Raw genomic sequence first — 25,907 nt, 5'->3', positions numbered from 1 at the left:
ATGTCCCGACTGCACACCCTGCCCCTGCTGATGACCCTGTTGCTGCTGCCGGCCCTCCCGGCGCTGGCGCAGAGCGCCGCGCCCGCCCCTGCGGCACGCCCTGCGCCGGCCACGCCGCTGCCGGCCTGGGAACAGTTGAGCGAAGCGCAGCGGGAATCGCTGCTGGCGCCACTGCGCGACCGCTGGAACAGCGCCGATGCCGGCCAGCGCCAGCGCATGCTCTCGCATGGCCAGCGCTGGCAGACGATGAGCCCGGAGGAGCGCGACAAGGCCCGCCGTGGCCTGCGCCGCTTCGAGCACATGAGCCCGGAACAGCGTGAGCAGGCCCGGGCCCTGTTCGGCCAGATGCGGGAACTGCCGCCCGCGCAGCGCGACGCACTGCGCGAGCGCTGGTCGCAGATGACGCCGGAACAGCGCAAGGACTGGGTGCGCGAGAACCCGCCGCCGGCGAAGCCGCGGTAACGCCGGCATCCGCAGGGTGGGTGCGGACCTTGGTCCGCACACAGGGCCGTTCATCCACGCATGGCGTGGATCTACCGACTCACGCCAGCCAGCGTGTCTTGGCCAGCAACTCGTCTTCCCAGTCGAACGCCAGCTGCCCCTCGCGCACGAACAGCGCGACGAAGTTCAGCAGGTTGCGCGCATACATTTCGCTGGCCTGGGTCGCGCCGCGACTGGCCAGACCCAACGGGCCGTCGATGGTCACGCCCTGGTGTTCGATGCATTGCCCCGGCCGGGTCAGTGCGCAGTTGCCGCCACTCTCGGCGGCCAGGTCCACGATCACGCTGCCGGTGGCCATGCCTTCCACCATGGCAGCGGTGACGATGGTCGGCGCCGGGCGGCCCGGCACCGCCGCGGTGCAGATCACCACATCGACGCTGCGCAGGTGGTCGGCCAGGCGGCGCTGCTGCTCGGCACGTTCGTCATCGGTCAACGCACGCGCGTAACCGCCCTCGCCGGCCGCGCTCACTCCCAGGTCGAGGAAGCGCGCGCCCAGTGACTGGATCTGCTCGCGGGTCTCCGGGCGCACGTCGAAGCCTTCCACCTGCGCACCGAGACGGCGCGCGGTGGCAATCGCCTGCAGCCCAGCCACGCCAGCACCGATCACCAGCACCTTGGCCGGACGCACGGTGCCGGCAGCGGTGGTCAGCATCGGGAAGAAACGGGGTGCGCGTTCGGCGGCGATCAGCGCGGCCTTGTAACCGGCCATGCCGGCCTGCGAACTGAGCACGTCCATCGCCTGCGCACGGGTGGTGCGCGGCAGCTGCTGCAGCGGGAACAGGTGCAGGCGGTCATCGGCAGCCAGTGCCGCCAGGGCCGGATCACTGGCAGGAGTCAACAGGCCAACCACGCTGGCACCCGGCGTGAGCTGTTCCAGCACCGCCGCCGCCGGCGCCTGCACGCACAACAGTATGTCGATTTCGGCCCAGCGGCTGGCATCGAACGCGCGGGCACCAGCATCGTCATACGCCGCATCGGTGAAACCCGCGGCCAGTCCGGCGCCGGGCTCGTACCAGACAGTGATGCCCAGGGCGCCGAGCTTGCGCGCGGTCTCCGGCGTCAGCGCCACGCGCCGTTCGCCCGGCGCGGTCTCCTTGATCCCCAGCAACGCCACGGCCATGCAGGTCCCCGCTGATCGGTGAGTTTTCCCGATCCTAGCAGGCGGCTCCACTCAGTGCAGCGTGGCGCTGCCCGGGTCCAGCCGATCGATCACGCCCTGCATGGCGCTGTCGAATGCACCATCATCCACATGGGCGCGCAGACGTCCCAGCCGCACCATCACTGCCAGTTCTTCCGGCGAGGCCACGCAGAAGCGCACGCCACGACGGTTGACGAACAGCAGGCGCGAGGAAATCGGGCTGACCCAGGACAACTTGCCGGCCTGCACCTTGCCGTCCTTGTCGACGAAGTCCAGCCAGTTGCCGATCTCCATGCGACGGAAGCGATCAGCGTCGGCGTTGTCGAAATCGTCGGCATCGATCTGGCCGCTCAATTCCACCGCCGGCGATTCGGCCACCGGCGGGGTCGGCAGTGCCACCTGCGGCAGCTCGGGCAGTGCGCGCTGCAGTTCCGGCCGCGATTCGGCAATGCCCTGCAACGTGTCATGCAGCGCGTCGACCGCTCCGGTTGCCGCATCGCCGTGCACACCCACGCTGGCGAATACCTTGGCCAGCACCGGCTGCCAGGCCTGCAGCCACGGCTTGCCGACGATCTGGCGGCGGGCCTCGGCCACTTCCTCCAGCAGGCCGTCGCCCAGGCTCAGGGCCTCGGCCACCGACGCGCCCTCCTCACCCTCGCGCAGCAGCGCCAAGGTCAGGTGGTGCTGCCACGGCTGGCGCAGGAATTCGGCGATGGCCGGCGGCAGGGTGGCATCACCGATGCGGCGGTCCAGCTCGGCACCGGCACGGGTACGGGCCATTTCCAGCTTTTCCTGGCCTCGCTGCGTCTCGGCGGCGCGGCGTTCGGCGATTTCCACGCGGCGGCGATGCTGCACGAGGAACTCGCGGAATTCCTCTTCCAGGGTCAGGAAGATCGCCAGGTTCTCGTTGAACTCGGCGACCAGGCGCTCGATGATCTCCTCGACCTTGGCCATCAGCATGCGCTCGGCCTGGCTTTCGCCGGTGTTGCCTTCGCAGGCCTCGGCCAGCGAGTTGAGCAGCTTGCGCGCTGGATGGGTCTTCTGCACGAACATACGGCGGTCGAGCATGGCGACCTTGACGAACGGCACCACCAGGCGGCCGATCAGCTCGCGCGAGCGGCCTTCCAGTTCGCGCTCGTCCAGCATCACGTCGAACAGCATGCCCACCAGATCGATCGCATCCTCGTCCTGCGGGTCCAGCCGGGTCTGGCCCGGATCGACACCGAGGCGGGTGGCGCTGGACAGCACTTCGCTCTTCAACCGCTGCGCGAGTGATTCGCCGTCCTCGCCGATCGCCGCGCGCAGGGTCGCACTGGGCGTGGCCTGCAGCAGCGACAGCACCGACATCATCTCGCGCTGGCTGAGCGGACGCTGCTGGCCGATCGCCACCTGTGCGGCCGACGTCGCGTCCTCGCGCACGTGGCGGGTCTGCTGCAGCAGTTCGTGCAGCGCCTCCAGCAGCATGCCCTGCTGGCCCGCATGGGCCTCGCCGGTGCCGCCGTCTTCGGCGCCCAGGTGCTGCTGCATGTGGCCACGCCGCTCGGACCAGCGCGCGGCAAAGCGCTGCGCCCAGGCCGGTGCGGCCTGCTCGTCATCACTGAATTCGCCATCCAGGCCCGTGCCCGCGCGCTGCTCCACCAGGTCATCCAGGCCCGAGGCCATGCGCGGGTCGGGTGCAGCGGACAGTGGACGCCGCGGCGCCCCCATCTGCGACATCACCCCGGCCGCGGCCAGTTGCTCGTCCAGCTTCTCGTAGATGCGGCCCACCGGCGCGCGCAGGTCGCGCTCGCACAGCTTGATCAGCACCAGGTGCACTTCCGGAGCCAGTTCGCAGCCGGCAAAGGCTTCGTGGATGGCCACGCCCAGGTGTTCGGGGCTGATGGGATTATGGTCGGCATCCAGTTCGGCGCCGCCGATCAGACGGCCCAGGCGGCGGTCGAGCCGCGCCAGCACCGGCTTGAAGTCGCGCAGCAGCACGGTGGCGAAATTGCGCACCGCCAGCCGCGACTCCAGCACGTGCTCCGCCAGCAGGCTCAGGCCATCCTCGGCTGGGCCGGACAGCGTCGATTCGGCCGACATGGGCTCACCACTGGCCAGCGCATCCCAGGCCCGCTGCAGGTGGCCAGAGAAGGCACCGGCAATGTCCTCGCGGCGGCGGCGCAGTTCTCGCATCGCATCCAGGAACAGCAGCTGCGACGAACCGGCATTGCCGGCCCGATCGAACAGGGCATCGTCGAAGCGCGCCAGTGCGGCGCCAAAGGCCTGGCACAGCGCGGGCAGGACCATGTCCCGGGCAAGCTGGAGCTGGGCCGGGTCACGGCCCGGCGACCCCATCGGTGTGGGCGCGCTCATCATTCGGGAAGGCTCCCCACCTTCTCTGGTACGACAGACAACGTGGACATCGCGACAACCGGCACACCCCATGTACCGGTACGTCGATGGTAGGCCGGCCAGCCCGTCACGGACAGTGAAACAGTCCTCACTTCAAACCTCATGACCGGCGGCCCGGCAAGGTAGATATCGTAAGCCGTGCAAGGCCTGCGAGGCGAGGGGAAGCGGCCGCCCGTTTCCCGCCAGTGGCATGACGTTCATCACAGTTTGGTATTCAACGGCCAGACGCGACACAGACGGTGTCTTTGACCATCCCGACTATAATCAAACCTCCGTGATGACCGGTTCAGACTCCATGCCCGACCCCGCCGCCCTGCTCGCCCTGGATGCCCGCCGCTCCGTGCCTTCGCGGCAACTGGCCGAGCCCGGCCCGGACCCGGCCACCCTGCAGCGGATGCTGGCTTCGGCCGTGCGCGTGCCCGATCACGGCAAGCGCGTGCCGTTCCGCTTCCTGAAGATCGCCGGCGATGCACGTCACACTCTGGGCGACTTCCTGGCCGAGCGCAGCCGCCAACGCGACCCGCACGCCGGCGAGGCCGTGTTCGAAAAGGACCGCCAGCGATTCAGCCATGCGCCGCTGGTGATCGTGGTGGTGGCCAGCCCACGCCCGGACCCGAAGGTGCCCGAACAGGAGCAGCTGATGACCGCCGGCTGCGTCTGCTTCGCCCTGCTGCAGGCCGCACAGGCGCTGGGCTTCGGCGCGCAGTGGCTGACTGCATGGATGGCCTTCGACCCCGCCGTGCGCGCCTACCTGGGCCTGGCCGAGGGCGAAGGCATCGCCGGTTTCATCCATATCGGCACGCCGAAGGCCGCCGTGCCCGAGCGCGAGCGCCCGGACCCGGCCGCCCTGCTGCGCGACTGGACGCCTCCGGCATGACCCTGCCGGTACCACCGCCGTCGCTGTACCTGGTCGACGCCAGCATCTACGTGTTCCGCGCCTGGCACTCGCTGCCGGACCAGTTCCAGGACGCGCAGGGCTGGCCGACCAATGCCGTGCACGGCTTTGCCCGCTTCCTGCTGGACCTGCTCGAGCGCGAGCGCCCGCGTCACATCGCCATCGCCTTCGACGAAGCACTGGACAGTGGCTTCCGCCACCGCCTGTACCCGGCCTACAAGGCCAACCGCGACCCGGCGCCGGAGGCGCTCAAGCGCCAGTTCGTGCACTGCAAGGCGCTGTGCGCAGCGTTGGGCCTTGCCGTTCTGGCCCACCACGAATACGAGGCCGATGACCTGATCGGCAGCGCCCTGCATGTGCATCGTGGCAGCCACCGCGGCGTGATCATCTCCGCCGACAAGGACCTGTCGCAGCTGCTGCTGGACCACGACGAACAGTGGGACTACGCACGCAACCAGCGCTGGAACGTGGCCGGGGTGAAGGCACGGCACGGCGTGCACGCGCACCAGATCGCCGATTACCTGGCGCTGTGTGGCGACGCGGTGGACAACATTCCCGGTGTCAGTGGCGTCGGCAGCAAGTCTGCCGCCGTGCTGCTGGCCCATTTCGGCAGCATGGACGCGCTGTACGAACGCCTGGACGAAGTGCCGTTCCTGCGCCTGCGCGGTGCCGCGCAGATGGCCGTGCGCCTGCGCGAACAGCGCGAGCACGCCCTGCTCTGGCGCCAGCTGACCACCATCGCGCTGGACGCGCCGCTGGAAGGCAGCCAAGCCGGGCTGCTGCGCCAGACCGCCGATCCCGAGCTGCTCGGCGGCCTGTGCCAGACCCTGCGCTTCGGCCCGATGACCCGCCGCCGGCTGTTCGATGCCGCCGGCGTGCCCGATATTCTTCCCACCCACAGCGAGCCCGCATGAGCCAGCGCAACACCGAAGCCCCGCGCGTCGTCTATGAAGGCAAGTACCAGCGCATGCTGGTGCGCGGCACCTGGGAGTACAGCGAGCGTACCCATGCCGGTGGCCTGGCCGCGATCATCATCGCCGTCACCCCTGACGACAACGTGCTGTTCGTCGAACAGTTCCGCGTGCCGCTGCAGGCGCCCACCATCGAGATGCCGGCCGGCCTGGTCGGCGACATCGATGCAGGCGAATCGATCGAAGTTTCGGCCGTGCGCGAACTGGAGGAAGAAACCGGCTGGACCGCCGATCACGCCGAAGTGCTGCTGATCGGCCCGACCTCCTCCGGCGCCAGCAGCGAGAAGATCGCCTTCGTGCGTGCCACCGGCCTGCGCCGCGTTGGCGAGGGCGGTGGTGACGACAGCGAAGACATCATCGTGCACGAGATTCCGCGTGCTCGGGCGGCAGCCTGGCTGGTACAGAAAATGGGCGAAGGCTACGAGCTGGATGCCAAGCTCTGGGCCGGGCTGTGGATGATCGAGCACCATCTGGACGGACGCCCGCGTGGCTGACGCCGATCTGCACGCGCTGCCTGCGCTGCTGGGCGCAGACGACCCGGCGATCCACACGATCCACCGGCCGCAGGGCGCCTCGCCGTTCCTGCTGCTGGCCGACCATGCCGGCCAGCGGGTGCCGCGCGTCCTCGCAGGCCTGGGCCTGCCGCAGGCCGAACTGGACCGCCATATCGGCTGGGACATCGGCATTGCCGGCACCACCCGTGCACTGTCCGAACGGCTGGATGCCTGGGCGATCGAACAGACCTATTCGCGGCTGCTGATCGACTGCAACCGCCCGCTGGCGTCGCCAACGCTGATTCCGGAAGTGAGCGACCACACGGTGGTGCCAGGCAATGCCGGGCTGTCGGCAGCGCAGCGGCAACAACGCATCGAAGCGATCCACGCGCCCTACCACGCGCGCATCGACGCCGAGCTTGATGCACGCCGTGATGCAGGCCGCCCCACCCTGCTGGTGATGATGCACAGCTTCACCCCGGCGATGAACGGCATGCAGCGGCCGTGGCATGCCGGCGTGCTGTACCACCAGGACACGCGTTTTGCCCATGCGCTGCTGCAGGCACTGCGCGACGAAGGCGACCTGGTGGTGGGTGACAATGAGCCGTATTCGGTCAGCAGTACCAGTGACTACGCGGTGCCGGTGCATGGCGAAGGCCGTGGCCTGGTGCACGTGGAGCTGGAGATCCGCCAGGACCTGATTGCCGACGTGGCCGGGCAGCAGGCGTGGGCGGAGCGGCTGGCGCGGATCTTCAGCGCATTGCAGCCGGAATTGCTGGCGTTCGGTTGAGCGCACGTGGATCCATCCCGGATCGGTAGTGCCGGCCGCTGGCCGGCAACCTCAGGGTAGTTGGATCATTGCATTGCCGGCCAGCGGCCGGCACTACCGCAACGTTGGAACCTCCATCCACGGGAACGGTTTGAAACCCTGCACCTGCAGCGTCGCGCCGATGTCGGCGAAGTCATCCTTGATCGCCTGCGCACGGCGCCGATCCAGCGCTTCACCCAGCAGTAGCGGCAACGCGCGGCAGCGCGCCAACGCCTCGCCCACCGGAATATCCAGCAGGCGCGCCACGCGCTGGGCTGCGGCTTTGACCTGCACTCCCGGGCACGCGCGCAGCGCCAAGTCGAAGGACGCGAAGATGCCTGTGCCCACACCCGCCTCGCGCGCAGCCGCCTGTTCCGCAGCTTCCGCTTCGCCCAGGGCCTCGTCGATGCCCTCGACCTGCCGGAACGCGTCGTACTCGGCGTAGTACGCCAGCGCCTGCGCGTAGTCCTGCACGGACGACAGCGGGCGTTGCCTCTTCTGCACGTCCAGCACGTCGGCAAACGTGGCCGGTTCCAGATACGGGAACAGCCCCATCGCTGCCGACGCGGCCGATCGCTCGCCGTCGTCATCCAGCGCTTCATCACTGGATGACGGCAACCACAACCGTGCTGCCAGCAGGTTCTCGTCGCTGGTCATCACCCAGCCGAAGGCGTTCCACACCTCATCGTCGTCGTTGCAGGCTGCGAAGGCATGCAGGGCCTGTTGCAGGTCCAGCAGTTCGATCATGCGTCGGTGCTCAGGCAGGCGGTCGCAGCCGAGTCTACCGGCGCCGGGCGCAGGCCCAGCGCGATCACCACCCCAAGCGCGGCGAACAGCGCGGCGCCGTACTGGGCATGGACCATGCCCTGCAGGGCATCGGCACTGGTTGCCGCCTGCGTGCCGCGCGCGGCGTTGGCCACCATCACCAGCACCGCCAGCCCCAACGCGCCGCCAATCTGCTGTGCAGTGGCCGCCATGCCGGACGCCACACCCTGCTGCGGACCCGGCACACCCTGCCCGGCCACGATCCACATTGCTGTCCAGCTCATGCCCTGGCCCACGCTGAGCACCACGATCCCCGGCAGCAGCGGCCAGTAACCGGCGCCATGCGGCATCGCCAGCGCCACCGCAGCGATGCCGACGGCACCCGCGGCGAAGCCCCAGGCCAGCACCTGCCTTGGTGAACGATGCCGCAACATGCGCTCGGCAATACGGATGCCGAAGGTGCACACCAGTGTCGGCAGCAGGAAAGCCATGCCAGCCTGCAGCGGGCTCCAGCCGTAGCCATCCTGGAAGTACAGCGCCAGGAAGTAGTACTGCACGCCATAGCTGCTCATGAAGGCGAAGGTCAGGCCGAGTGCCGCGCGCAGGCCCGGCAGGCGCAACAGCGAAAACTGCATCAGCGGGTCACGGCTGCGCTTTTCGATCTGCACGAAGACCGTCAGCAGTACCGCTGAAAGCAGCAGGCAGATGAGCGTGGCCGGTGCAGTCCAGCCCCACTCCGGCCCTTGCACCAGGGTGGTGACCAGCAGACTGCCGCCGGCGGTGACGGTGAGGCAACCGGCCAGGTCGAAGGAGCGGCCGCGCACCTGCGGACCATCGGCCGGCAACCACGCGCCTGCGGCGACCGCACAGGCGGTGGCCAGCGGCACGATTACCGCCAGCACCGCCGGCCAGCCGAACGCCTGGGTCAGCACGCCACCGAGCAGCGTGCCCAGCGCCAGGCCCACCGCGCTGGCCATGCTCCAGATCGCCAGCGCGCGGTTGCGCACCGGACCTTCCGCGTACAGCGTGTTGATCAGTGCCAGCGTGGCCGGGAACAGCAGTGCCGCGCCGATGCCCTGTGCCGCGCGCGCGATGATCAGCAGCGTGGCATTCGGCGCCAGCGCACCGAGCAGCGACGCCAGTGCGAACAGCAGCATGCCCAGCCGGTAGAAACGACGGCGCCCGATCAGATCGGCGGCACGCCCCCCCAGCAGCAGGCTGCCACCAAAGGCCACGGTGTAGGCGCTGACCACCCACTGCAGCTGCTGCGCGTTGATCTGCAGCGCACGGCCCATGTCATGCAGGGCGACGAAGATGATGGTGGCGTCCAGGGCGATGATCAGCTGGGCGGTGGCCAGCAGGGTCAGCGCCCAGCGCGGGTACTTGAGGGGAGGCATCGGCGGGCGGGGGCAGTGGGGGGAGCGCAGTCTCATTGATGCAGAGCAATCAATAAACCCCTTCTCGGCCATATCTGTCATGATTTTCAGCATGAATGGAATGTCGATGGACCTCAATGCGGTGCGCATGCTGGTGCAGGTGGCCGAAGCCCGCAGTTTCACCGTCGCCGCAGGGCAGCTGGGCCTGAGCCAGTCGGGCCTGTCGCGCGCGATCGGTCGGCTGGAGGCCACGCTGGGGGTGAAGCTGCTGCAGCGGAACACCCGCAACGTGGCGCTGACCCCGGATGGCCGCCAGTTCGTCGATCAGGTCGCGCCCCTGCTGTGTGGTTTCGAGGATGCCGAACGCTTGTTGGCCGACCGTCCGTGCACGCCCTCGGGCACCTTGAAGATCAGTGCACCATCGATGTTCGGGCGCAAGGTGCTGGTGCCGATGCTGGCACCGTTGCTGCAACAGCATCCGCAGCTGCAGGTGGAAGCGGTGCTGAGCGACCGCCTGGTCGATCTGGTCGAGGAAGGCTTCGATGCCGCGCTGCGCACCGGCGTCATCGCCGACCAGCGTATCGTCGCGCGCCCGCTGCGGCCGTTGCGCTGGGTGACAGTGGCCAGCCCGGACTACCTGGCCCGCTGTGGCGCACCGGACGATGTGGCGGCGTTGCAGGGCCACGCGTGCCTGGCGGTGCGCAACCTGCGCAGTGGCCGGCTGGTGGACTGGCAGTTCCTGCAGGACGGGCAACTGCGCGAGTTCACGCCGCCGACGCGGATGGTGTTCGACAGCGGCGATCCGCTGGTGGAAGCGGCCATCGCCGGTATCGGCATCGTGCAGGTAATGGATTTCGCAGTGGCCGACGCGTTGGCCGATGGCCGCCTGCAGCGCGTGCTGCAGCCGTTTGAAGGCCGCAGCCGCGCGCTGTCGCTGATCTACCCGCCGTCGCGGCAGCACTCACCGAAACTGCAGGTGCTGGCTGACGCGTTGCTGGCCGGGAACTGGTAGATCCACGCCATGCGTGGATGAGGATACAGAGCAGGAGCAGCCAGGCATGGCCTGGCTCTACCGATCGGCGAAGCACGGTAGATCCACGCCATGCGTGGATGAGGATACAGAGCAGGAGCAGCCAGGCATGACCTGGCTCTACTGATCGGCGAAGCACGGTAGATCCACGCCATGCGTGGATGAGGATACAGAGCAGGAGCTGCCAGGCATGGCCTGGCTCTACTGATCGGCGAAGCACGGTAGATCCACGCCATGCGTGGATGAGGATACAGAGCAGGAGCAGCCAGGCATGACCTGGCTCTACTGATCGGCGAAGCACGGTAGATCCACGCCATGCGTGGATGAGGATACAGAGCAGGAGCAGCCAGGCATGGCCTGGCTCTACCAATCGGCAAAGCACGGTAGATCCACGCCATGCGTGGATGAGGATACAGAGCAGGAGCAGCCAGGCATGGCCTGGCTCTACTGATCGGCGAAGCACGGTAGATCCACGCCATGCGTGGATGATTCCGCACGGGTCAGAGCCCTTTCCGTGGGAAAGGGATCTGACCCCTCGCCGGGCATGGCCCGGCGCTACCGATCAGGCGAAGCTATCGGTAGCGCGCACCAGCGCGTCCACGTTCTCGGCCTCGAACGCCGAGTGGCCCGAGGCCGGGGTGATTTCCAGCTTCGCCTTCGGCCAGACCTTGGTCAGGTCCCAGGCGTTGGCCAGCGGGCAGACCACGTCGTAGCGGCCGTGCACGATCACGCCCGGAATATCGGCGATGCGGTGCGCGTCGCGCAGCAGCTGGTCTTCCACTTCGAAGAAGCCGCCGTTGACGAAGTAGTGGTTCTCGATGCGGGCGAACGCCAGCGCGAAATGCGGGTCTTCGTGGCTGTTGATGAAGTCATCATCGACATGCAGGAAGCTGGTCGCGCCTTCCCACACCGCCCAGGCCTTGGCCGCTTCCAGGCGGGTGGTCTCGTCGTCACTGGTCAGGCGACGGTGGAAGGCCGAGATCAGGTCATGACGCTCCACCGACGGGATCGGCTTCAGGTAGTGCTCCCACGCATCCGGGAACAGGCGGTTGGCGCCTTCCTGGTAGAACCACTCCAGTTCCCAGCGGCGCAGCATGAAGATGCCACGCAGCACCAGTTCGGTCACGCGCTGCGGGTGGGTTTCGGCGTAGGCCAGCGCCAGGGTCGAGCCCCAGCTGCCACCGAACACCTGCCAGCGATCGACCTTGAGATGCTCGCGCAGCTTCTCGATGTCGGCAACGAGATCCCAGGTGGTGTTGTCCACCAGGTCCGCATGCGGGGTGGAACGGCCGGCGCCGCGCTGGTCGAACAGGATGATGCGGTACTTGGACGGGTCGTGGAACTGGCGCATCTTGTCGCTGCAGCCGCCGCCCGGTCCACCGTGCAGCATCACCACCGGCTTGCCGTCCGGATTGCCGCACTGTTCGAAGTACAGCGTGTGGCGGTCATCGACCTTCAGGGTGCCGACGTCGTAGGGGGTGATGGCGGGGTACAGCGTACGCATGCTTGCAGCTCCAGGGTGATGCCCTGCCGGGGCAGGAGAACCTCCATTCTAGGCCGGACGCCGGCCCAGGGTGATGCGGTCGCGCTGCTCCAGGTCCTGTGCGGTCTGCACCTCGACAAATCCCGCGGCGTCGAACAGCGCACGGATCGCCGCGCCCTGGTCCCAACCGTGCTCGATCAACAGCCAGCCCTCGGGCCGCAGGTGGGCCTGGCCACCGTCGACGATACGGCGGATGTCATCCAGGCCATCGACGCCGGAGGCCAGCGCGGTAGCTGGTTCGAAGCGCAGGTCGCCCTGTTCCAGGTGCGGGTCGTCGCTGGCGATGTACGGCGGGTTGCTTGCAATCAGGTCGAAACGCGCGCCCTGCAGCGGCGCATACCAGTCGTGCCCGCCCTCGGCGAAGCGCACGTTGCGCAGTTCATGGCGCGCGGCGTTGCGCGCGGCGACGGCCAGCGCGCCCGGGCTGGCGTCAGTGGCCAGCACCTGCGCCTGCGGCCGTTCGCTGGCCAGTGCCAGGGCGATCGCACCGCTGCCAGTGCCCAGATCAGCCAACTGCAGCGGCTGATCTGGCGGTAGTCGCTCCAGTGCCAGCTCGACCAGCAGCTCGGTTTCCGGACGCGGGATCAGCGTGGCCGGGTCGACCTCCAGGTCCAGCGTCCAGAAGCCGCGGCGGCCGGTCAGGTAGGCCACCGGCTCGCCGGCCACGCGGCGTGCCAGCAACGCCTCGAATGCGGCCTGGTCATTGGCGGCCAGCGGATCGGTAGCGTGCGCGAACAGCCAGCTGCGCGGGCGCTCAAGCACATGCAGCAGCAGCAGTTCCGCCTCATGGCGGGCTTCAACGCCGCCGAGTCGGGCGCTGGCCTCGGCCACCACCTGGCGCAGGGAGGGTTCGGTTTTGACAGACATGCCGCAATTGTAGAGCCGAGCCGATGCTCGGCTGCCTCTGGAACAGCCGAGCGTAGGCTCGGCTCTACAGGTCCGCAGCCGAGCGTAGGCTCGGCTCTACAAAAGCCGGAATCCGTTCAGGTTATGCCAGAGGGCATAAGGAGGGGCTATCAGCCCTGTTCACGCGTCCAGGACGATTTTCCTTGTCACACAGGCAGTTGCAGGATGGGAGCGGCAAGGTTCAGTGCCTGCTCATGACCTTTTGATAGACTCCATCTATCAAATAGATGCAATCAATGGATTGTTCTTATCGCCAGTGAGTCGGTAACCTAGCTCCTGTCGATTCACCCACTCCCCTTCACCAGAGGAAAAATGATGTCCCTCATCAACACCCAGATCCAGCCGTTCGAAGCCAACGCTTACCACAATGGCGAGTTCATCAAGGTTTCCGACAACAGCCTGAAGGGCCAGTGGTCCGTCCTGATCTTCATGCCGGCCGCCTTCACCTTCAACTGCCCGACCGAGATCGAAGACGCGGCTGACCATTACGCCGAGTTCAAGAAGGCTGGCGCCGAGGTCTACATCGTCACCACCGACACCCACTTCTCGCACAAGGTGTGGCACGAAACCTCGCCGGCCGTCGGCAAGGCCCAGTTCCCGCTGGTCGGCGACCCGACCCACCAGCTGACCAACGCCTTCGGCGTGCATATTCCGGAAGAAGGCCTGGCCCTGCGCGGCACCTTCATCATCAACCCGGAAGGCGTGATCAAGACCCTGGAGATCCACTCCAACGAGATCGCCCGTGACGTGTCCGAGACCCTGCGCAAGCTGAAGGCTGCCCAGTTCACCGCCGCCAACCCGAACCAGGTGTGCCCGGCCAAGTGGAAGGAAGGCGAGAAGACCCTGACCCCGTCGCTGGACCTGGTCGGCAAGATCTAAAGCAGTACCGGCCTGCCGCGGCCCCACGCCACGGCGTGCCCTTCATCCCCGTGCCGGTCCCCCCGCCGGCGTGGGGGTGAACCCAAGACAGCCAACGCGCGCGCCAGCCTTGGCCAGCCAGCCCCTTCCACGGTTGCTGTCTTGGGTTCACCCCTACCCCCTGCTGGTCCGCTACCTTCTACAGCGGTGCCACGCCCCCTGTTTGCCTGAAGCCAGGAGATGACCCGATGTTGGACGCCAACCTGCAGTCGCAGCTGAAGACCTATCTGGAGCGCGTGACCCGCCCGATCCAGATCACCGCGCACGCCGACGACGGCGCCAAGTCGCAGGAAATGCTGGAACTGCTGCAGACCCTGGAAAGCCTGTCGGACAAGATCTCGCTGCAGGTACTGCGCGATGGCCAGGGCCGCGTGCCGTCGTTCGATCTGGGCACGCCGGGCCAGGATATCCACCTGACCTTCGCCGGCCTGCCGATGGGCCACGAGTTCACCTCGCTGGTGCTGGCCCTGCTGCAGGTGGGCGGCCACCCGTCCAAGGCCACCGCCGAGCTGATCGAGCAGGTGCAGAACCTGGAAGGCGACTACAGGTTTGAAACCTATTTCTCGCTGTCCTGCCAGAACTGCCCGGACGTGGTGCAGGCACTGAACCTGGCCGCGGTACTCAACCCGCGCATCCAGCACGTGGCCATCGACGGCGCCCTGTTCCAGGACGAAGTCGAGAAGCGCGAGATCATGTCGGTGCCGACCGTGTACCTCAACGGTGAAGTATTCGACCAGGGCCGCATGACCCTCGAGCAGATCGTGGCCAAGCTGGACACCAATGCCAGCAAGCGCGATGCCGAGAAGATCGCCGCCAAGGACGCGTTCGACGTGCTGGTGGTGGGCGGTGGCCCGGCCGGCGCTGCAGCGGCGATCTACGCCGCACGCAAGGGCATCCGTACCGGCATCGCCGCCGAGCGTTTCGGTGGCCAGGTGCTGGACACCATGGCGATCGAGAACTTCATTTCGGTGAAGGAGACCGAGGGCCCGAAGCTGGCCACGGCGCTGGAACAGCACGTGCGCGAGTACGAAGTGGACATCATGAACCTGCAGCGCGCCAGTGCGCTGGTGCCGGCCGGTGAAGACGGCCTGGTGCAGGTGCAGCTGGAGAACGGCGCGGTGCTGAAGTCGCGTTCGGTGATCCTGTCCACCGGCGCGCGCTGGCGGCAGATGAACGTGCCGGGCGAGGACCAGTACCGCAACAAGGGCGTGGCGTACTGCCCGCATTGCGATGGTCCGCTGTTCAAGGGCAAGCGCGTGGCGGTGATCGGCGGCGGCAACTCCGGCGTGGAAGCGGCCATCGACCTGGCCGGCATCGTGTCGCATGTGACCCTGCTGGAGTTCGATTCCAGCCTGCGCGCCGATGAAGTGCTGCAGAAGAAGCTGCGCAGCCTCGGCAATGTCACCGTGCTGACCAGCGCGCAGACCACCGAGGTGCTGGGCGATGGCAGCCGCGTTACCGGCCTGGTCTACAAGGACCGCGTCGGCGGCGACGCCCATCGCGTCGAGCTGGAGGGCATCTTCGTGCAGATCGGCCTGCTGCCGAACACCGAATGGCTGAAGGACACCGTGGCGCTGTCGCCGCGTGGCGAGATCGTCATTGACGACCGTGGCCAGACCAACCTGCCGGGTGTGTTCGCCGCCGGCGATTGCACGACAGTACCCTACAAGCAGATCATCATTGCCATGGGCGCCGGCTCGACCGCCGCACTGAGCGCGTTCGACCACCTGATCCGCTCGTCGGTGAGCAACAGCAGCGGTGCCGTTGCTGAAGCGGCCTGATCCACCGTTCCCAGATCACCGGGAACATTGTCTGCCTGTCGGGTAACCACGCCGTCAGCCGGTCCGTTACCCCTGGGGTGTAAGGATGAACCTACGTGATCTGAAGTACCTGGTAGCCCTGGCCGACCACAAGCATTTCGGCCGGGCTGCCGCTTCCTGCTTCGTCAGCCAGCCCACGCTGTCCACGCAGATCCGCAAGCTGGAAGAAGAGCTGGGCCTGCCGCTGGTGGAACGCGCACCGCGCAAGGTGATGCTGACCCCGGCAGGGCAGGAAGCGGCCGCACGGGCGCGGGTGATCGTGTCCGAAGTGGAACAACTGAAGGAAGCGGCGCGACGCAGCCGCGACCCGGAAGCCGGTACGGTGCGCCTGGGGATCTTCCCGACCCTCGGCCCGTACCTGCTGCCGCATGTGATCCCGCGCATCCGCGAGCGCTTCCCGGAGCTGGAACTGCTGCTGGTCGAGGAAAAGAGCGACGTGCTGCTGGACCGGCTGCGCGAGGGCAAGCTGGACGCCGCGCTGCTGGCACTGCCGGTGATCGACGACCAGCTCCACGCCGAGTTCCTGTTCGAGGAACCGTTCCTGCTGGCCGTGTCCGGGCGCCACCCGCTGGCTCGCCGCGAACACCTGGATGTGCAGGAACTGGCCACGCAGAAGCTGCTGCTGCTGGAAGACGGTCACTGCCTGCGCGACCAGGCACTGGAAGTGTGCCGCCTGTTCGGCGCCAACGAGAAGTCCGAGTTCCGCGCCACCAGCCTGGAGACGCTGCGGCAGATGGTGGCTGCCGACGTCGGCATCACCCTGCTGCCCAGCCTGTCGGTGCAGCCGCCGGTGCCGCGCTCGAACAACATCCGCCTGCTCGACTTCACCGGCGAGGGCCGTCCCAGCCGCCGCATCGCCATGATCTGGCGCCGCAGCTCGGCCATGAACGACTTCCTGATGGAGCTGGCCGACCAGTTCAAGCGCCTGCCGGAGGCGCTGTTCACCCTTGATGCGGTGAATGCCGCCGACGAAGCGGCCGCTCTGCCCGGCCCCGCGCTGAACGGCTGATCCCCCGCAGCATCGGCTCGGAATCGGCAGGAGTCGATTCCGGCCGCATTTGTCCCCACAATACAGACAGGCGGCGCCAGCAGGTGCCGCCTTTTGCATGGCTTTCAACCAAGGAGCTTCACCATGAACACCGCCAGCGGCCTGCCGCCGTCGATCACCGTTTCTACCTTCGACATGGACCGCCTGGACGCCATGCTCGAATCCCCTGCGCTGAGCCAGACGCCTGCCGCGCTCGCGCTTGCTGAAGAGCTCAACCGGGCCACCGTGCTGGCACCGGACCAGATTCCCGAAGGCATCGTCATGATGCATTCGCGCGTGGAGTGCGAAGATGAAGTGTCGGGCGAGAAGCACGTCCTGACCCTGGTCTTCCCCCGCGAAGCCAACGTCGACGAAGGCAAGGTTTCGGTGCTGGCCCCGGTCGGCAGTGCCCTGCTCGGCCTGGCCATCGGCCAAAGCATCGACTGGAATGCGCCCGGCGGCCGCAAGCTGCGCCTGCGCGTGACCGCGGTCCACAACGACCGCCCCTGATTACCGCTGCGCACCGCGCGCGATTCGATCCCCCTGCACCAGGAGCCGTAATGAGTACCCCGTCCAAACTGTCCCAGCTGCGCGAACTGTCCGTGGTCGTTGCCGATACCGGTGACTACGACGCCATCAAGCGCCTGCAGCCGGTGGACTGCACCACCAACCCGACCCTGGTGAAGAAGGCGCTGGACCTGCCGGTCTACGCCGAGCTGATCGAACGCGAACTGGCCTGGGGCCGGCAGCAGACGGGCGACCGCGAAGCCGTGGTGCACGCCGTGGCCGACCGCCTGACCATCGGCGTCGGCGCGCTGCTGAGCACGCTGGTGCCGGGCCGTGTGTCCACCGAAGTGGATGCCGACCAGGCCCACGACACCGCCGCCACCGTGGCCAAGGCCCGCCAGTTCATCCAGATGTACGCCGATGCCGGCGTGCCGCGCGAGAAGATCCTGATCAAGATCGCCGCGACCTGGGAAGGCGTGGAGGCGGCGCGCATCCTGCAGGCCGAAGGCATCGACTGCAACCTGACCCTGATCTTCAACCCGACCCAGGCGCTGGCCTGCAGCGAAGCCGGCGCGTTCCTGATCTCGCCGTTCGTCGGCCGTATCCTCGATTGGTACGTGGCCAACGGCCAGGCCCCGGCCAGCATCGACGAAGACCCGGGCGTGAAGTTCGTGCGTGGCGTGTATGCCGAGTTCAAGCGCCGCGGTTCGCCGACCGTGGTGATGGGCGCCTCGTTCCGTTCGACCGCGCAGATCGAAGCGCTGGCCGGTTGCGACCGCCTGACGATTTCGCCGGACCTGCTGGAGAAGCTGGACGCCGACCACGGCGAGCTGCCGCGCAAGCTGGTGGCCGGTGCCGCCGACGGCGTGGCGGTGACCCCGATCGACGCGGCGAAGTTCGCCGCCGACCTGGCCGCCGATCCGATGGCGACCGAGAAGCTGGCGACGGGTATCGATGCGTTTGCCAAGGATCTGCAGGCGCTGCGCGAGCGCATTCGTTCGGAGCTGTGATTCCGGCCAACGGCTGAGCCCCTCGTGGCGGGGCGCTCGGTTCGGTAGAGTCGACTGTTAGTTGTGTAAACCCACTACGTTGTTCAGCGGCACTCTGGAGATAGGTGGCTGGCCGCCGATCGCCATATGGGGACGGTGCCAGTTGTAGTGGTGCAGCCATTGGCTCAACACGGAATTGCGCTGGTCCGAGGATGCGTACTCGCAGGCGTAAGCCCACTCGCGCAGGCTGGTCTGGATGAAGCGCTCGGCTTTGCCATTGGTCCGCGGCGTGTAGGGCTTGGTTCTGATGTGCTTGATCCCAAGGGATTTGAGCAGCTTGGCAAAGGCGGTGGAGCGATAGCAGGCACCGTTGTCGGTCAGGATCCGCTTGAAGGTGATTCCCAGGCTGGCGTAGTACTCCAGAGCGCCCAGCAACGCCTGGCAGGCGGTTTCGCCCTGTTCGTTGGGGTGGACGCTGCTGAAGGCGACCCGGGAGTGATCGTCAATGGCCACGTGGACGTAGCCCCAGCCACCGCCAGCGGTATTTCCCCGGCGTTTGGCATCGGTTCTGTGCCCTGGCCGCTGGAAGTTGCCCAGCTTCTTGATGTCCAGGTGCAGCAGCCCTCCGGGCTGATCGTATTCGTATCGGATGACCTCCTTGGGCGGATCAAGCCGACACAGCCGATTGAGGCCGTGGGCGCGCATCAGCCTTGAAATCGTACTGTGGCCGACCCCCAGCGCCTTGGAGATGGTCAGGTAGGTCTGCCGCTTACGGCGATGCTCCTTGATCTGCTCGACTACCGGAGCAGGTGTGGCATGCGGCGTCTGGTGAGGCCGTGAGCTGCGGTTTTCCAGCCCCGGTGCCCCGAACTGGCGGAATCGGGCCAGCCACTTGTAGGCCGTACGCACACTTACGCCACACGCTTGAGCTGCTTCTTCCGGGCGTAAGCCCTCGTGGAGGATACGGTGGACCAGAAGCGCTCGACTAAACGTCGTCAAACGGGCATTTTTATGATTGTTCATCCGGGCTCTTTGGGGGCTGGAACGGTGTGGTAACCACCATTTTCCAAAGATGCCCCGGATGAACAACGTACAGAGAGATCACAGTTAGTCGACTTGTGCCGCGCTGGGTCGGTCGGGTTGGGTTCGCGGGAGACGCCGTAAACCCATCCTTGGGGGCTTGGCCGCCGCATCCATGCGGCGGACACTCCCGCGAACCCAACCCGCCCGCCCTCTGACAGTTTCCTGCGGCCGCCCGCCACGGAAGAAAGATAGAAGAGCAACAGCGGGTCGCGCGCTTCGCTTGCTCGGAGCCGAGCATGGCTCGGCTCTACAAGGGCAATGCAGAACCAAACAAAAAGGACGCGGCGAACGCCGCGTCCTTTTTGTTTTCCATCAGTTCGTCAGTAACCCAATGCTCTTTCCCACCGTCACCGGGAAACTGTCGGGGGTGGGGCGGTGTGGGTTGGCAGGACCGTTGGCGCCATGGATGGCGCCATCGAGCCCCCAGGGGTGAGGGCGCTTTGCTTGCGAAGCACTGCTTCGCAAGCGCCCGAACGCACAGCCGCCAGCGGCTGGGCCGGACCGCGGAGCGGGGTTTACGGCGTGTCCTGCCAGCCGCCCCCGTCCCGCCCAACCATCAGCAACCCAGAGCCGCTTTGGCTTTTGACGTTGACGTTGCCCGCCGCAGGCGGACCACCGCGCGTCAGCGCGGCGCCTCCACATCCAGCCCGATCGGGCAGCTCACGCCGGTGCCACCAATCCCGCAGTAACCGTTCGGGTTCTTCGCCAGGTACTGCTGGTGGTAATCCTCCGCGTAGTAGTACTCCGGCGCCGGATACACGATCTCCGTGGTGATCCGGCCGTAACCGGCGGCGTCCAGCTGCGCCTGGTAGGCCTCGCGGCTGGCCAGCGCTGCCTTGTACTGGGCCTCGTCGGTGGCGTGGATCGCCGAGCGGTACTGGGTGCCGGTGTCGTTGCCCTGGCGCATGCCCTGGGTCGGATCATGGCTCTCCCAGAACAGCTGCAGCAGCCGCTCCAGGCTCACCACCGCCGGATCGAACACCACCTGCACCACTTCGGTGTGGCCGGTCAGGCCCGAGCAGACCTCTTCATAGGTCGGGTTCGGAGTGATGCCGCCGGCATAGCCGACCGAGGTGCTGTACACGCCCGGCTCGGTCCAGAACTTGCGCTCGGCGCCCCAGAAGCAGCCCAGCGCGAAACGGATCTGCTGCAGGCCGGCGAATCGATCCTTCAGCGGATGGCTGTTCACGAAGTGCTGGTTGCTGTGCAGCGGCAGCGGCTGCTCACGCCCCGGCAGGGCTTCTTCCGGGCGCGGCAGGCGCTGCTTGAAGGCGCCGATGCCGAGGATGCCCTGGCCAATTCCCAACATGATGCGCTCCTATGCCGGCAGGCCGGCTATGTCGTCTGCATCCGAAATGGGGTCGGACGGGGCTTGGCCCAAGTCCAGCGCAGCGACGATGTCCTCGGCCTGCGGCCGTGCCGCGTCGGGGATGCCCACCCGCAGCACGCCGAACAGCGGCAGCTCCCCCATGCCGCCCAGCAACGATTCGCCGAACACGAAGGCCGGGATGCCGGCATCTTCCAGCGCGTGCTTGACCAGGTGGGCGTCGAACAGGTTGTCGGCCTTGTACACGATGTGCATGCGGCGGCTCCGTGGGACAGAGGTCCAGCATACGCCTGGGGGCTGAATGCCGGTGGTGAGTCCTGCCGGCCAGCGGCCGGCACTACCGATCTGCGTGTCGATCCGCAATCCGGCGGCCAGCAACCCCGGAAGATGGGGAGTAGTGCCGGCCGCTGGCCGGCAACCCCCTGGCTACCGGGCAGCCCTGCCCGGTACGCGCTAGACTGTTGGTCTTTCTGCCTTTCTTTTCGCCGACTCATGTCCGAGCACACCCCCGCCAGCCCCGAGACCCCCGCCGACAGCCACGAGAAGCGCGATTTCATCCGCCAGATCGTGCGCGAGGACCTGGCCAGCGGAAAGCACCAGGCGATCAAGACCCGCTTCCCGCCCGAGCCGAACGGCTACCTGCACATCGGCCATGCCAAGTCGATCTGCCTGAACTTCGGCATCGCCGGTGAGTTCAGCGGCGTCTGCAACCTGCGTTTCGACGACACCAACCCGGCCAAGGAAGACCCGGAATACGTGGCCGCGATCCAGGACGACGTGCGCTGGCTGGGCTTCGAATGGAACGAGCTGCGCCACGCCTCGGACTACTTCCAGACCTATTACCTGGCCGCCGAGAAGCTGATCGAACAGGGCAAGGCCTATGTCTGCGACCTGTCGGCCGAGGAAGTGCGCGCCTACCGCGGCACCCTGACCGAACCGGGCCGTCCGTCGCCGTGGCGCGACCGCAGCGTCGAGGAAAACCTCGACCTGTTCCGCCGCATGCGCGCCGGTGAATTCCCGGATGGCGCGCGCACCCTGCGCGCCAAGATCGACATGGCCAGCGGCAACATCAACCTGCGCGATCCGGCGCTGTACCGCATCAAGCACGTCGAGCACCAGAACACCGGCAACGCGTGGCCGATCTACCCGATGTACGACTTCGCCCACGCCCTGGGTGATTCGATCGAGGGCATCACCCACTCGCTGTGCACGCTGGAGTTCGAAGACCACCGTCCGCTGTACGACTGGTGCGTGGACAACGTCGATTTCGCCCATGACGACGCGCTGACCCAGCCGCTGGTCGATGCCGGCCTGCCGCGCGAAGCGGCCAAGCCGCGCCAGATCGAGTTCTCGCGCCTGAACATCAACTACACGGTGATGAGCAAGCGCAAGCTGATGGCGCTGGTCACCGAACAGCTGGTGGACGGTTGGGAAGACCCGCGCATGCCGACCCTGCAGGGCCTGCGTCGCCGTGGCTACACCCCGGCCGCGATGCGCCTGTTTGCGGAGCGCGTGGGCATCAGCAAGCAGAATTCGCTGATCGACTTCAGCGTGCTGGAAGGCGCGCTGCGCGAGGACCTCGACAGCGCCGCACCGCGCCGCATGGCAGTGGTCGATCCGGTCAAGCTGGTGCTGAGCAACCTGCCGGAAGGCCACGAAGAGCAGCTGACCTTCAGCAACCACCCGAAGGACGAGAGCTTCGGCAGCCGCCAGGTGCCGTTCGCGCGCGAGGTGTGGATCGACCGCGAGGACTTCGCCGAAGTGCCGCCGAAGGGCTGGAAGCGCCTGGTCCCGGGCGGCGAAGTGCGCCTGCGCGGCGCCGGCATCATCCGCTGCGACGAAGTGATCAAGGATGCCGACGGCACCATCACCGAGCTGCGCGGCTGGCTGGATCCGGAATCGCGTCCGGGCATGGAAGGCGCCAACCGCAAGGTCAAGGGCACCATCCATTGGGTCAGCGCCGTGCACGGCGTGCCGGCCGAGATCCGCCTGTACGACCGCCTGTTCTCGGTGCCCAACCCGGACGACGAATCGGAAGGCAAGACCTACCGCGACTACCTCAACCCGGAATCGCGCCGCACCGTCACCGGCTATGTCGAGCCGGCCGCGGCCAGCGCCGCGCCGGAGCAGTCGTTCCAGTTCGAGCGCACCGGCTATTTCGTCGCCGATCGCCGCGACCACACCGAGGCCAAGCCGGTGTTCAACCGCAGCGTGACCCTGCGCGACACCTGGTCGGCCTGAGGACCTGCGCGGGCGCCGGCACGGCGCCCGCACGCCCCCGACGATGATCACCGCCCTGTCCGCCCTGCTCTGGTTCATCTCCCAGCATCCGCTGCTGACGTTCTTTGCAGCGATGGTGCTGGCCGGGCTGGTCTCGTGGTGGCGGCGCTTCCCGGGCTACGCCATCGTGGTGTTCCCGCTGGCGATGCTCAACATCTTCCTCGGCAGCTTCCTCAACGCCACCTTCCTCAATGCAGTGGGCGAGCATGGTGAAGCGGTGATCGTCAAGGCCGAGGAAACCAATTCCACGCTCAACGAACAGTACATCTGGCGTTACGAAGCGGTGTTGCGCACCGCCGAGGGCCGCGACGTGGAAGTGGTGTTCCACACCAACACCGCCTCGCTGTGGCCGCTGGAGAACACGATCCGCATCCCTGCGCAGGACCAGCCGTTCGTGGTGAAGTACACGCCGGGCTTCCCGCGCAACTTCGTCATCCTCACCAACGAATCGCCGCACGGCATCGCGCAGGCCCGTGCCAGCGCACGCGAGCGCGTGGAGGTGGCGGCACGCAAGCTGCATTTCAGCCCGGGCAATGCCGACTTCCGTGCGGACTATCGCCGCGAGCTGGACACCTGGCTGCGTGATCATGGCAACGATCCGCAGCAGCAGTCCGACGCGCAGCGCTATCGTGCCGAGCGCGACGCACTCGACCATTGACACCCGGCCCAGCCTGGATGTCCCACCCGATCCATCCACAGGCCTGACATGACAACCACCCCCACCGCGCTCCTCCCGCTGCTGCAGCAGGTCCTGCAGGACGCCGGCATCACCAGCCGCGTCGACGGTGGCGCGCTGCTGCTGGACAGCGGGCTGCGCCTGACCCCTCACGCAATGGCCGCGCACGCACGCGACAACGGCGGCTGGCAGACGTCCACGGTCATCGAGGCACAGCACCCCATCCTGTTCGCTGATGGCCTGTTCGAGTACCAGCACGCCAACGGTGCCGATGAGCAGGCGTCGCTGTTGTCCGGCTTCCAGACCTGGGTGCGGGTGGACCTGGCAACGCTGCAGACTGCAGTGGGCGCCGACGACGCACAGGGCCTGCCGATGATGGGCCTGACCTACCCGACCGGCGACGACGGCGAGGAACACGAGCGTACCGTGGTGCTGGGGCCGCTGGCGCACTACCGCGCGCAGGAGGTCGACGCCAGCACGTGCAGTGAGGACGACCACGGTTCCTGCCCCTGTTGCCTGTTCACCAGGAGCATGGACGCCTTCGACGACCTGCTGAAGGCACGCCAGTTCCTCGCCATCCGCCTGTTCGCCTCGCGCGATGCCGATGGCCTGTGCGAGGCCGATTGCCGGGTCAATGGCCACGACTTCGCTCCTGCACTGCCATTGCTGCGCGCCTATGCCGCCAGTTGGCCGCAGGCCGGGCTGGAATTCCGCAAGCAGTACGTGGTGATCCGCACCGGCGCGCCGGGCTGACCCACCGCCACACCCGATACAGGCCGGGGCAGCTACACTGCGCGCCGGTTTCCCGAGCAACCGCACTTTTTCCCATCCCATACGAGGCACCCCCGCGATGCTGTACGCGCAAGTCCACCTGACCCTTCCCGCCTGGATCCACGACCAGATCGACCTGGATCGTCGATATCCGGGCGATGAGGCCAAGGTCGCGCTGGCGATCGAGCTGTCGCGGCTGAACGTCGAGCACGCAAGCGGCGGCCCGTTCGGCGCCGTGGTGTTCGGCCCGGATGACAAGGTGATCGCCGCCGGCGTGAACCGGGTGATGCCGCACGCCACTTCGCTGGCGCATGCCGAGAACATGGCCTACATGCTGGCCCAGCAGCGCCTGCAGACCCCGCGCCTGAACGCGGTGCTGTCGCCGGTCACCCTGGCCACCAGCTCGCAGCCGTGCTGCCAGTGCTACGGCGCCACGGTGTGGGCCGGCATCGACCGCCTGCTGATCGGTGCCAACTCGGCCGACGTCGAGGAACTGACCCCGTTCGACGAAGGCCCGCTGCCGGCCGACTGGGTGGGCGAACTCAACAAGCGCGGCATCGAAGTGGTGCAGGGCCTGAACCGCGACGCCGCACGCAGCGTGCTGCGCGCCTATGGGGAAAGCGATGGCGCCCGTTACTGAGGCCGGCATCGGCCTGCTGTGCCTGTGCCGGCAGGGCTTCGAGCCCGAGCTGGCCGGCGAACTGCAGTTCCGCGCCGGCGAAGCCGGTTTCGCCGGCTACGCGCGCACCCAGCGCAATGACGGCTACGTGCTGTTCATGTGCGACGAAGCCGCCGCGCTGGCACCCCGCCTGCGCTGGCGCGAGCTGATCTTCGCGCGGCAGAAGCTGCTGGTACTGGCCGAGTTGCCGCAGCTGGACCCGGCCGACCGCATCACCCCGATGCTGGAGGTTCTGGCCGATGCACCGCGCTTCGGCGACCTGTGGGTGGAACACCCGGACTCCGATGCCGGCAAGCCGCTGTCCGGCCTGGCCCGCGCCTTCGGCAACGCGCTGCGCCCGGCGCTGCGCAAGGCCGGCAAGCTGACCGACAAGCCGAACAATCGCCTGCCGCGCCTGCACGTGGTGTTCGTCGACGGCACTCACGCCTTCGTCTGCGTGGCCGACCCGGCCGACAGCGCGCCGTGGGCTTTGGGCATTCCGCGCCTGAAGCTGCTGCCCGAAGCGCCCTCGCGTTCGGCATTGAAGCTGGACGAAGCGCTGCTGACCCTGCTGACGCCGGAAGAACGCGAGGCGCTGGCCAGGCCCGGCATGCGCGCGGCCGACCTCGGCGCCGCACCCGGCGGCTGGACCTGGGTGCTGACCCGCCAGCACATGCACGTGCTGAGCATCGACAACGGCCCGCTGCGCCAGCACGTGCTGGACACCGGACTGGTCGAGCACCTGCGCGCCGATGGCTTCCACTGGCATCCGGAACAGCCGCTGGACTGGATGGTCTGCGACATGGTCGAGCAGCCGCGCCGCGTGGCCGAGCGCATGGCCACCTGGATCCGCGAAGGCTGGTGCCGGCACGCGATCTTCAACCTGAAGCTGCCGATGAAGAAGCGCTGGGACGAGACCCGGCTGTGCCTGGACCTGTTCCAGGACCAGGCCGGCAAGCCGCTGGTGGTGCGTGCCAAGCAGCTCTATCACGACCGTGAGGAGATCACGGTACTGGCCTCGCCGCTACGCTGA

25 protein-coding genes are annotated in these 25,907 nt (G+C 67.4%); 16 read left to right on the top strand and 9 right to left on the bottom strand.

The features are described from left to right. Nucleotides 1-462, top strand: a complete 462-nt coding sequence (locus ACZK29_RS03770; protein ID WP_111205160.1) for a DUF3106 domain-containing protein — start codon at nucleotides 1-3, stop codon at nucleotides 460-462. A gap of 79 nt (nucleotides 463-541) precedes the next feature. On the opposite strand, the gene ACZK29_RS03765 is transcribed toward ACZK29_RS03770, so the two are convergent. Together ACZK29_RS03765 and ACZK29_RS03760 are read right to left on the bottom strand one after the other, a co-directional pair. Further along, entirely contained in the window at nucleotides 542-1,621 is a 1,080-nt protein-coding gene (locus ACZK29_RS03765) for an NAD(P) transhydrogenase subunit alpha (protein WP_111205161.1), read from the bottom strand. Nucleotides 1,622-1,672: 51 nt separating this feature from the next. Further along, a complete protein-coding gene (locus ACZK29_RS03760; RefSeq protein ID WP_459047816.1) occupies nucleotides 1,673-3,994 on the bottom strand; it encodes a DUF1631 domain-containing protein in 2,322 nt (773 codons plus the stop codon). Nucleotides 3,995-4,325: 331 nt separating this feature from the next. On the opposite strand from ACZK29_RS03760, the gene ACZK29_RS03755 reads away from it, so the two are divergent. The 4 genes from ACZK29_RS03755 to ACZK29_RS03740 are packed head-to-tail and all read left to right on the top strand — an operon-like array spanning nucleotide 4,326 to nucleotide 7,180. Then, nucleotides 4,326-4,907 carry a nitroreductase family protein gene (locus tag ACZK29_RS03755; protein ID WP_478446697.1) on the top strand — a complete coding sequence of 194 codons (582 nt, stop codon included), beginning with the start codon at nucleotides 4,326-4,328 and terminating at the stop codon, nucleotides 4,905-4,907. Beyond that, complete coding sequence (locus ACZK29_RS03750) at nucleotides 4,904-5,839, top strand: 5'-3' exonuclease (RefSeq protein WP_478446696.1); 936 nt, start codon at nucleotides 4,904-4,906, stop codon at nucleotides 5,837-5,839. Before ACZK29_RS03755 ends, ACZK29_RS03750 begins: the two co-directional genes overlap by 4 nt. After that, nucleotides 5,836-6,390 carry an NUDIX hydrolase gene (locus ACZK29_RS03745; RefSeq protein ID WP_111205164.1) on the top strand — a complete coding sequence of 185 codons (555 nt, stop codon included), beginning with the start codon at nucleotides 5,836-5,838 and terminating at the stop codon, nucleotides 6,388-6,390. Before ACZK29_RS03750 ends, ACZK29_RS03745 begins: the two co-directional genes overlap by 4 nt. Continuing rightward, nucleotides 6,383-7,180 carry an N-formylglutamate amidohydrolase gene (locus ACZK29_RS03740; RefSeq protein ID WP_111205165.1) on the top strand — a complete coding sequence of 266 codons (798 nt, stop codon included), beginning with the start codon at nucleotides 6,383-6,385 and terminating at the stop codon, nucleotides 7,178-7,180. The genes ACZK29_RS03745 and ACZK29_RS03740 overlap by 8 nt, the downstream gene beginning before the upstream one ends. A gap of 93 nt (nucleotides 7,181-7,273) precedes the next feature. On the opposite strand, the gene ACZK29_RS03735 is transcribed toward ACZK29_RS03740, so the two are convergent. Both ACZK29_RS03735 and ACZK29_RS03730 read right to left on the bottom strand, forming a co-directional pair. Then, nucleotides 7,274-7,945 carry a DUF7716 domain-containing protein gene (locus ACZK29_RS03735; RefSeq protein WP_459047818.1) on the bottom strand — a complete coding sequence of 224 codons (672 nt, stop codon included), beginning with the start codon at nucleotides 7,943-7,945 and terminating at the stop codon, nucleotides 7,274-7,276. Continuing rightward, nucleotides 7,942-9,360, bottom strand: a complete 1,419-nt coding sequence (locus ACZK29_RS03730) for an MFS transporter (RefSeq protein ID WP_164147406.1) — start codon at nucleotides 9,358-9,360, stop codon at nucleotides 7,942-7,944. The genes ACZK29_RS03735 and ACZK29_RS03730 overlap by 4 nt, the downstream gene beginning before the upstream one ends. A 106-nt stretch (nucleotides 9,361-9,466) precedes the next feature. On the opposite strand from ACZK29_RS03730, the gene ACZK29_RS03725 reads away from it, so the two are divergent. Next, a complete protein-coding gene (locus tag ACZK29_RS03725; protein WP_164147668.1) occupies nucleotides 9,467-10,351 on the top strand; it encodes a LysR family transcriptional regulator in 885 nt (294 codons plus the stop codon). 580 nt (nucleotides 10,352-10,931) lie between these two features. Here ACZK29_RS03725 and pip read toward each other — a convergent pair. Together pip and prmC are read right to left on the bottom strand one after the other, a co-directional pair. Beyond that, nucleotides 10,932-11,873 (bottom strand): prolyl aminopeptidase, encoded by a 942-nt coding sequence (pip, locus tag ACZK29_RS03720; RefSeq protein WP_014646006.1) that lies wholly within the window; start codon nucleotides 11,871-11,873, stop codon nucleotides 10,932-10,934. A 48-nt stretch (nucleotides 11,874-11,921) separates the two neighbouring features. Continuing rightward, on the bottom strand, nucleotides 11,922-12,779 hold the full coding sequence (gene prmC, locus ACZK29_RS03715) for a peptide chain release factor N(5)-glutamine methyltransferase (protein ID WP_459047820.1): 858 nt from the start codon (nucleotides 12,777-12,779) through the stop codon (nucleotides 11,922-11,924). Nucleotides 12,780-13,133: 354 nt separating this feature from the next. On the opposite strand from prmC, the gene ahpC reads away from it, so the two are divergent. The 5 genes from ahpC to ACZK29_RS03690 all read left to right on the top strand — a co-directional run bounded on the left by ahpC (nucleotide 13,134) and on the right by ACZK29_RS03690 (nucleotide 18,100). After that, nucleotides 13,134-13,697: an alkyl hydroperoxide reductase subunit C gene (gene ahpC, locus ACZK29_RS03710; protein ID WP_049436466.1), complete on the top strand. Its 564-nt coding sequence runs from the start codon at nucleotides 13,134-13,136 to the stop codon at nucleotides 13,695-13,697. A gap of 227 nt (nucleotides 13,698-13,924) precedes the next feature. Next, on the top strand, nucleotides 13,925-15,517 hold the full coding sequence (gene ahpF, locus ACZK29_RS03705) for an alkyl hydroperoxide reductase subunit F (RefSeq protein ID WP_106550869.1): 1,593 nt from the start codon (nucleotides 13,925-13,927) through the stop codon (nucleotides 15,515-15,517). 85 nt (nucleotides 15,518-15,602) lie between these two features. Continuing rightward, entirely contained in the window at nucleotides 15,603-16,565 is a 963-nt protein-coding gene (locus ACZK29_RS03700; protein WP_111202519.1) for a LysR substrate-binding domain-containing protein, read from the top strand. A 123-nt stretch (nucleotides 16,566-16,688) separates the two neighbouring features. Continuing rightward, nucleotides 16,689-17,093 (top strand): nucleoside diphosphate kinase regulator, encoded by a 405-nt coding sequence (rnk, locus tag ACZK29_RS03695; RefSeq protein ID WP_014036052.1) that lies wholly within the window; start codon nucleotides 16,689-16,691, stop codon nucleotides 17,091-17,093. Nucleotides 17,094-17,143: 50 nt separating this feature from the next. Further along, complete coding sequence (locus ACZK29_RS03690; protein WP_087921592.1) at nucleotides 17,144-18,100, top strand: transaldolase; 957 nt, start codon at nucleotides 17,144-17,146, stop codon at nucleotides 18,098-18,100. Between the two features lie 57 nt (nucleotides 18,101-18,157). Here ACZK29_RS03690 and ACZK29_RS03685 read toward each other — a convergent pair whose 3' ends face one another. The 3 genes from ACZK29_RS03685 to ACZK29_RS03675 form a co-directional block, all read right to left on the bottom strand. Further along, a complete protein-coding gene (locus tag ACZK29_RS03685) occupies nucleotides 18,158-19,102 on the bottom strand; it encodes an IS481-like element ISStma3 family transposase (protein ID WP_478446312.1) in 945 nt (314 codons plus the stop codon). A gap of 682 nt (nucleotides 19,103-19,784) precedes the next feature. Then, nucleotides 19,785-20,450, bottom strand: a complete 666-nt coding sequence (gene msrA, locus ACZK29_RS03680) for a peptide-methionine (S)-S-oxide reductase MsrA (protein WP_181502514.1) — start codon at nucleotides 20,448-20,450, stop codon at nucleotides 19,785-19,787. A gap of 30 nt (nucleotides 20,451-20,480) precedes the next feature. Beyond that, a complete protein-coding gene (locus ACZK29_RS03675) occupies nucleotides 20,481-20,744 on the bottom strand; it encodes a putative signal transducing protein (protein ID WP_106550103.1) in 264 nt (87 codons plus the stop codon). 237 nt (nucleotides 20,745-20,981) lie between these two features. Here ACZK29_RS03675 and ACZK29_RS03670 point away from each other — a divergent pair, with 237 nt between their 5' ends. The 5 genes from ACZK29_RS03670 to rlmM all read left to right on the top strand — a co-directional run bounded on the left by ACZK29_RS03670 (nucleotide 20,982) and on the right by rlmM (nucleotide 25,907). Beyond that, nucleotides 20,982-22,730 carry a glutamine--tRNA ligase/YqeY domain fusion protein gene (locus ACZK29_RS03670; protein ID WP_111112387.1) on the top strand — a complete coding sequence of 583 codons (1,749 nt, stop codon included), beginning with the start codon at nucleotides 20,982-20,984 and terminating at the stop codon, nucleotides 22,728-22,730. 43 nt (nucleotides 22,731-22,773) lie between these two features. After that, entirely contained in the window at nucleotides 22,774-23,427 is a 654-nt protein-coding gene (locus ACZK29_RS03665) for a hypothetical protein (RefSeq protein WP_478446695.1), read from the top strand. A 48-nt stretch (nucleotides 23,428-23,475) separates the two neighbouring features. Continuing rightward, on the top strand, nucleotides 23,476-24,198 hold the full coding sequence (locus ACZK29_RS03660) for a DUF6348 family protein (RefSeq protein ID WP_164147382.1): 723 nt from the start codon (nucleotides 23,476-23,478) through the stop codon (nucleotides 24,196-24,198). A 97-nt stretch (nucleotides 24,199-24,295) separates the two neighbouring features. After that, nucleotides 24,296-24,856 carry a nucleoside deaminase gene (locus ACZK29_RS03655; protein WP_004154307.1) on the top strand — a complete coding sequence of 187 codons (561 nt, stop codon included), beginning with the start codon at nucleotides 24,296-24,298 and terminating at the stop codon, nucleotides 24,854-24,856. Next, nucleotides 24,840-25,907: a 23S rRNA (cytidine(2498)-2'-O)-methyltransferase RlmM gene (gene rlmM, locus ACZK29_RS03650; protein ID WP_478446694.1), complete on the top strand. Its 1,068-nt coding sequence runs from the start codon at nucleotides 24,840-24,842 to the stop codon at nucleotides 25,905-25,907. The genes ACZK29_RS03655 and rlmM overlap by 17 nt, the downstream gene beginning before the upstream one ends.

It is taken from the genome of Stenotrophomonas sp. 89682_Sma (assembly GCF_056481405.1).
The sequence above is the reverse complement of the archived record's forward strand: the minus strand, read 5'-3'. Positions and strand labels throughout refer to the sequence as shown.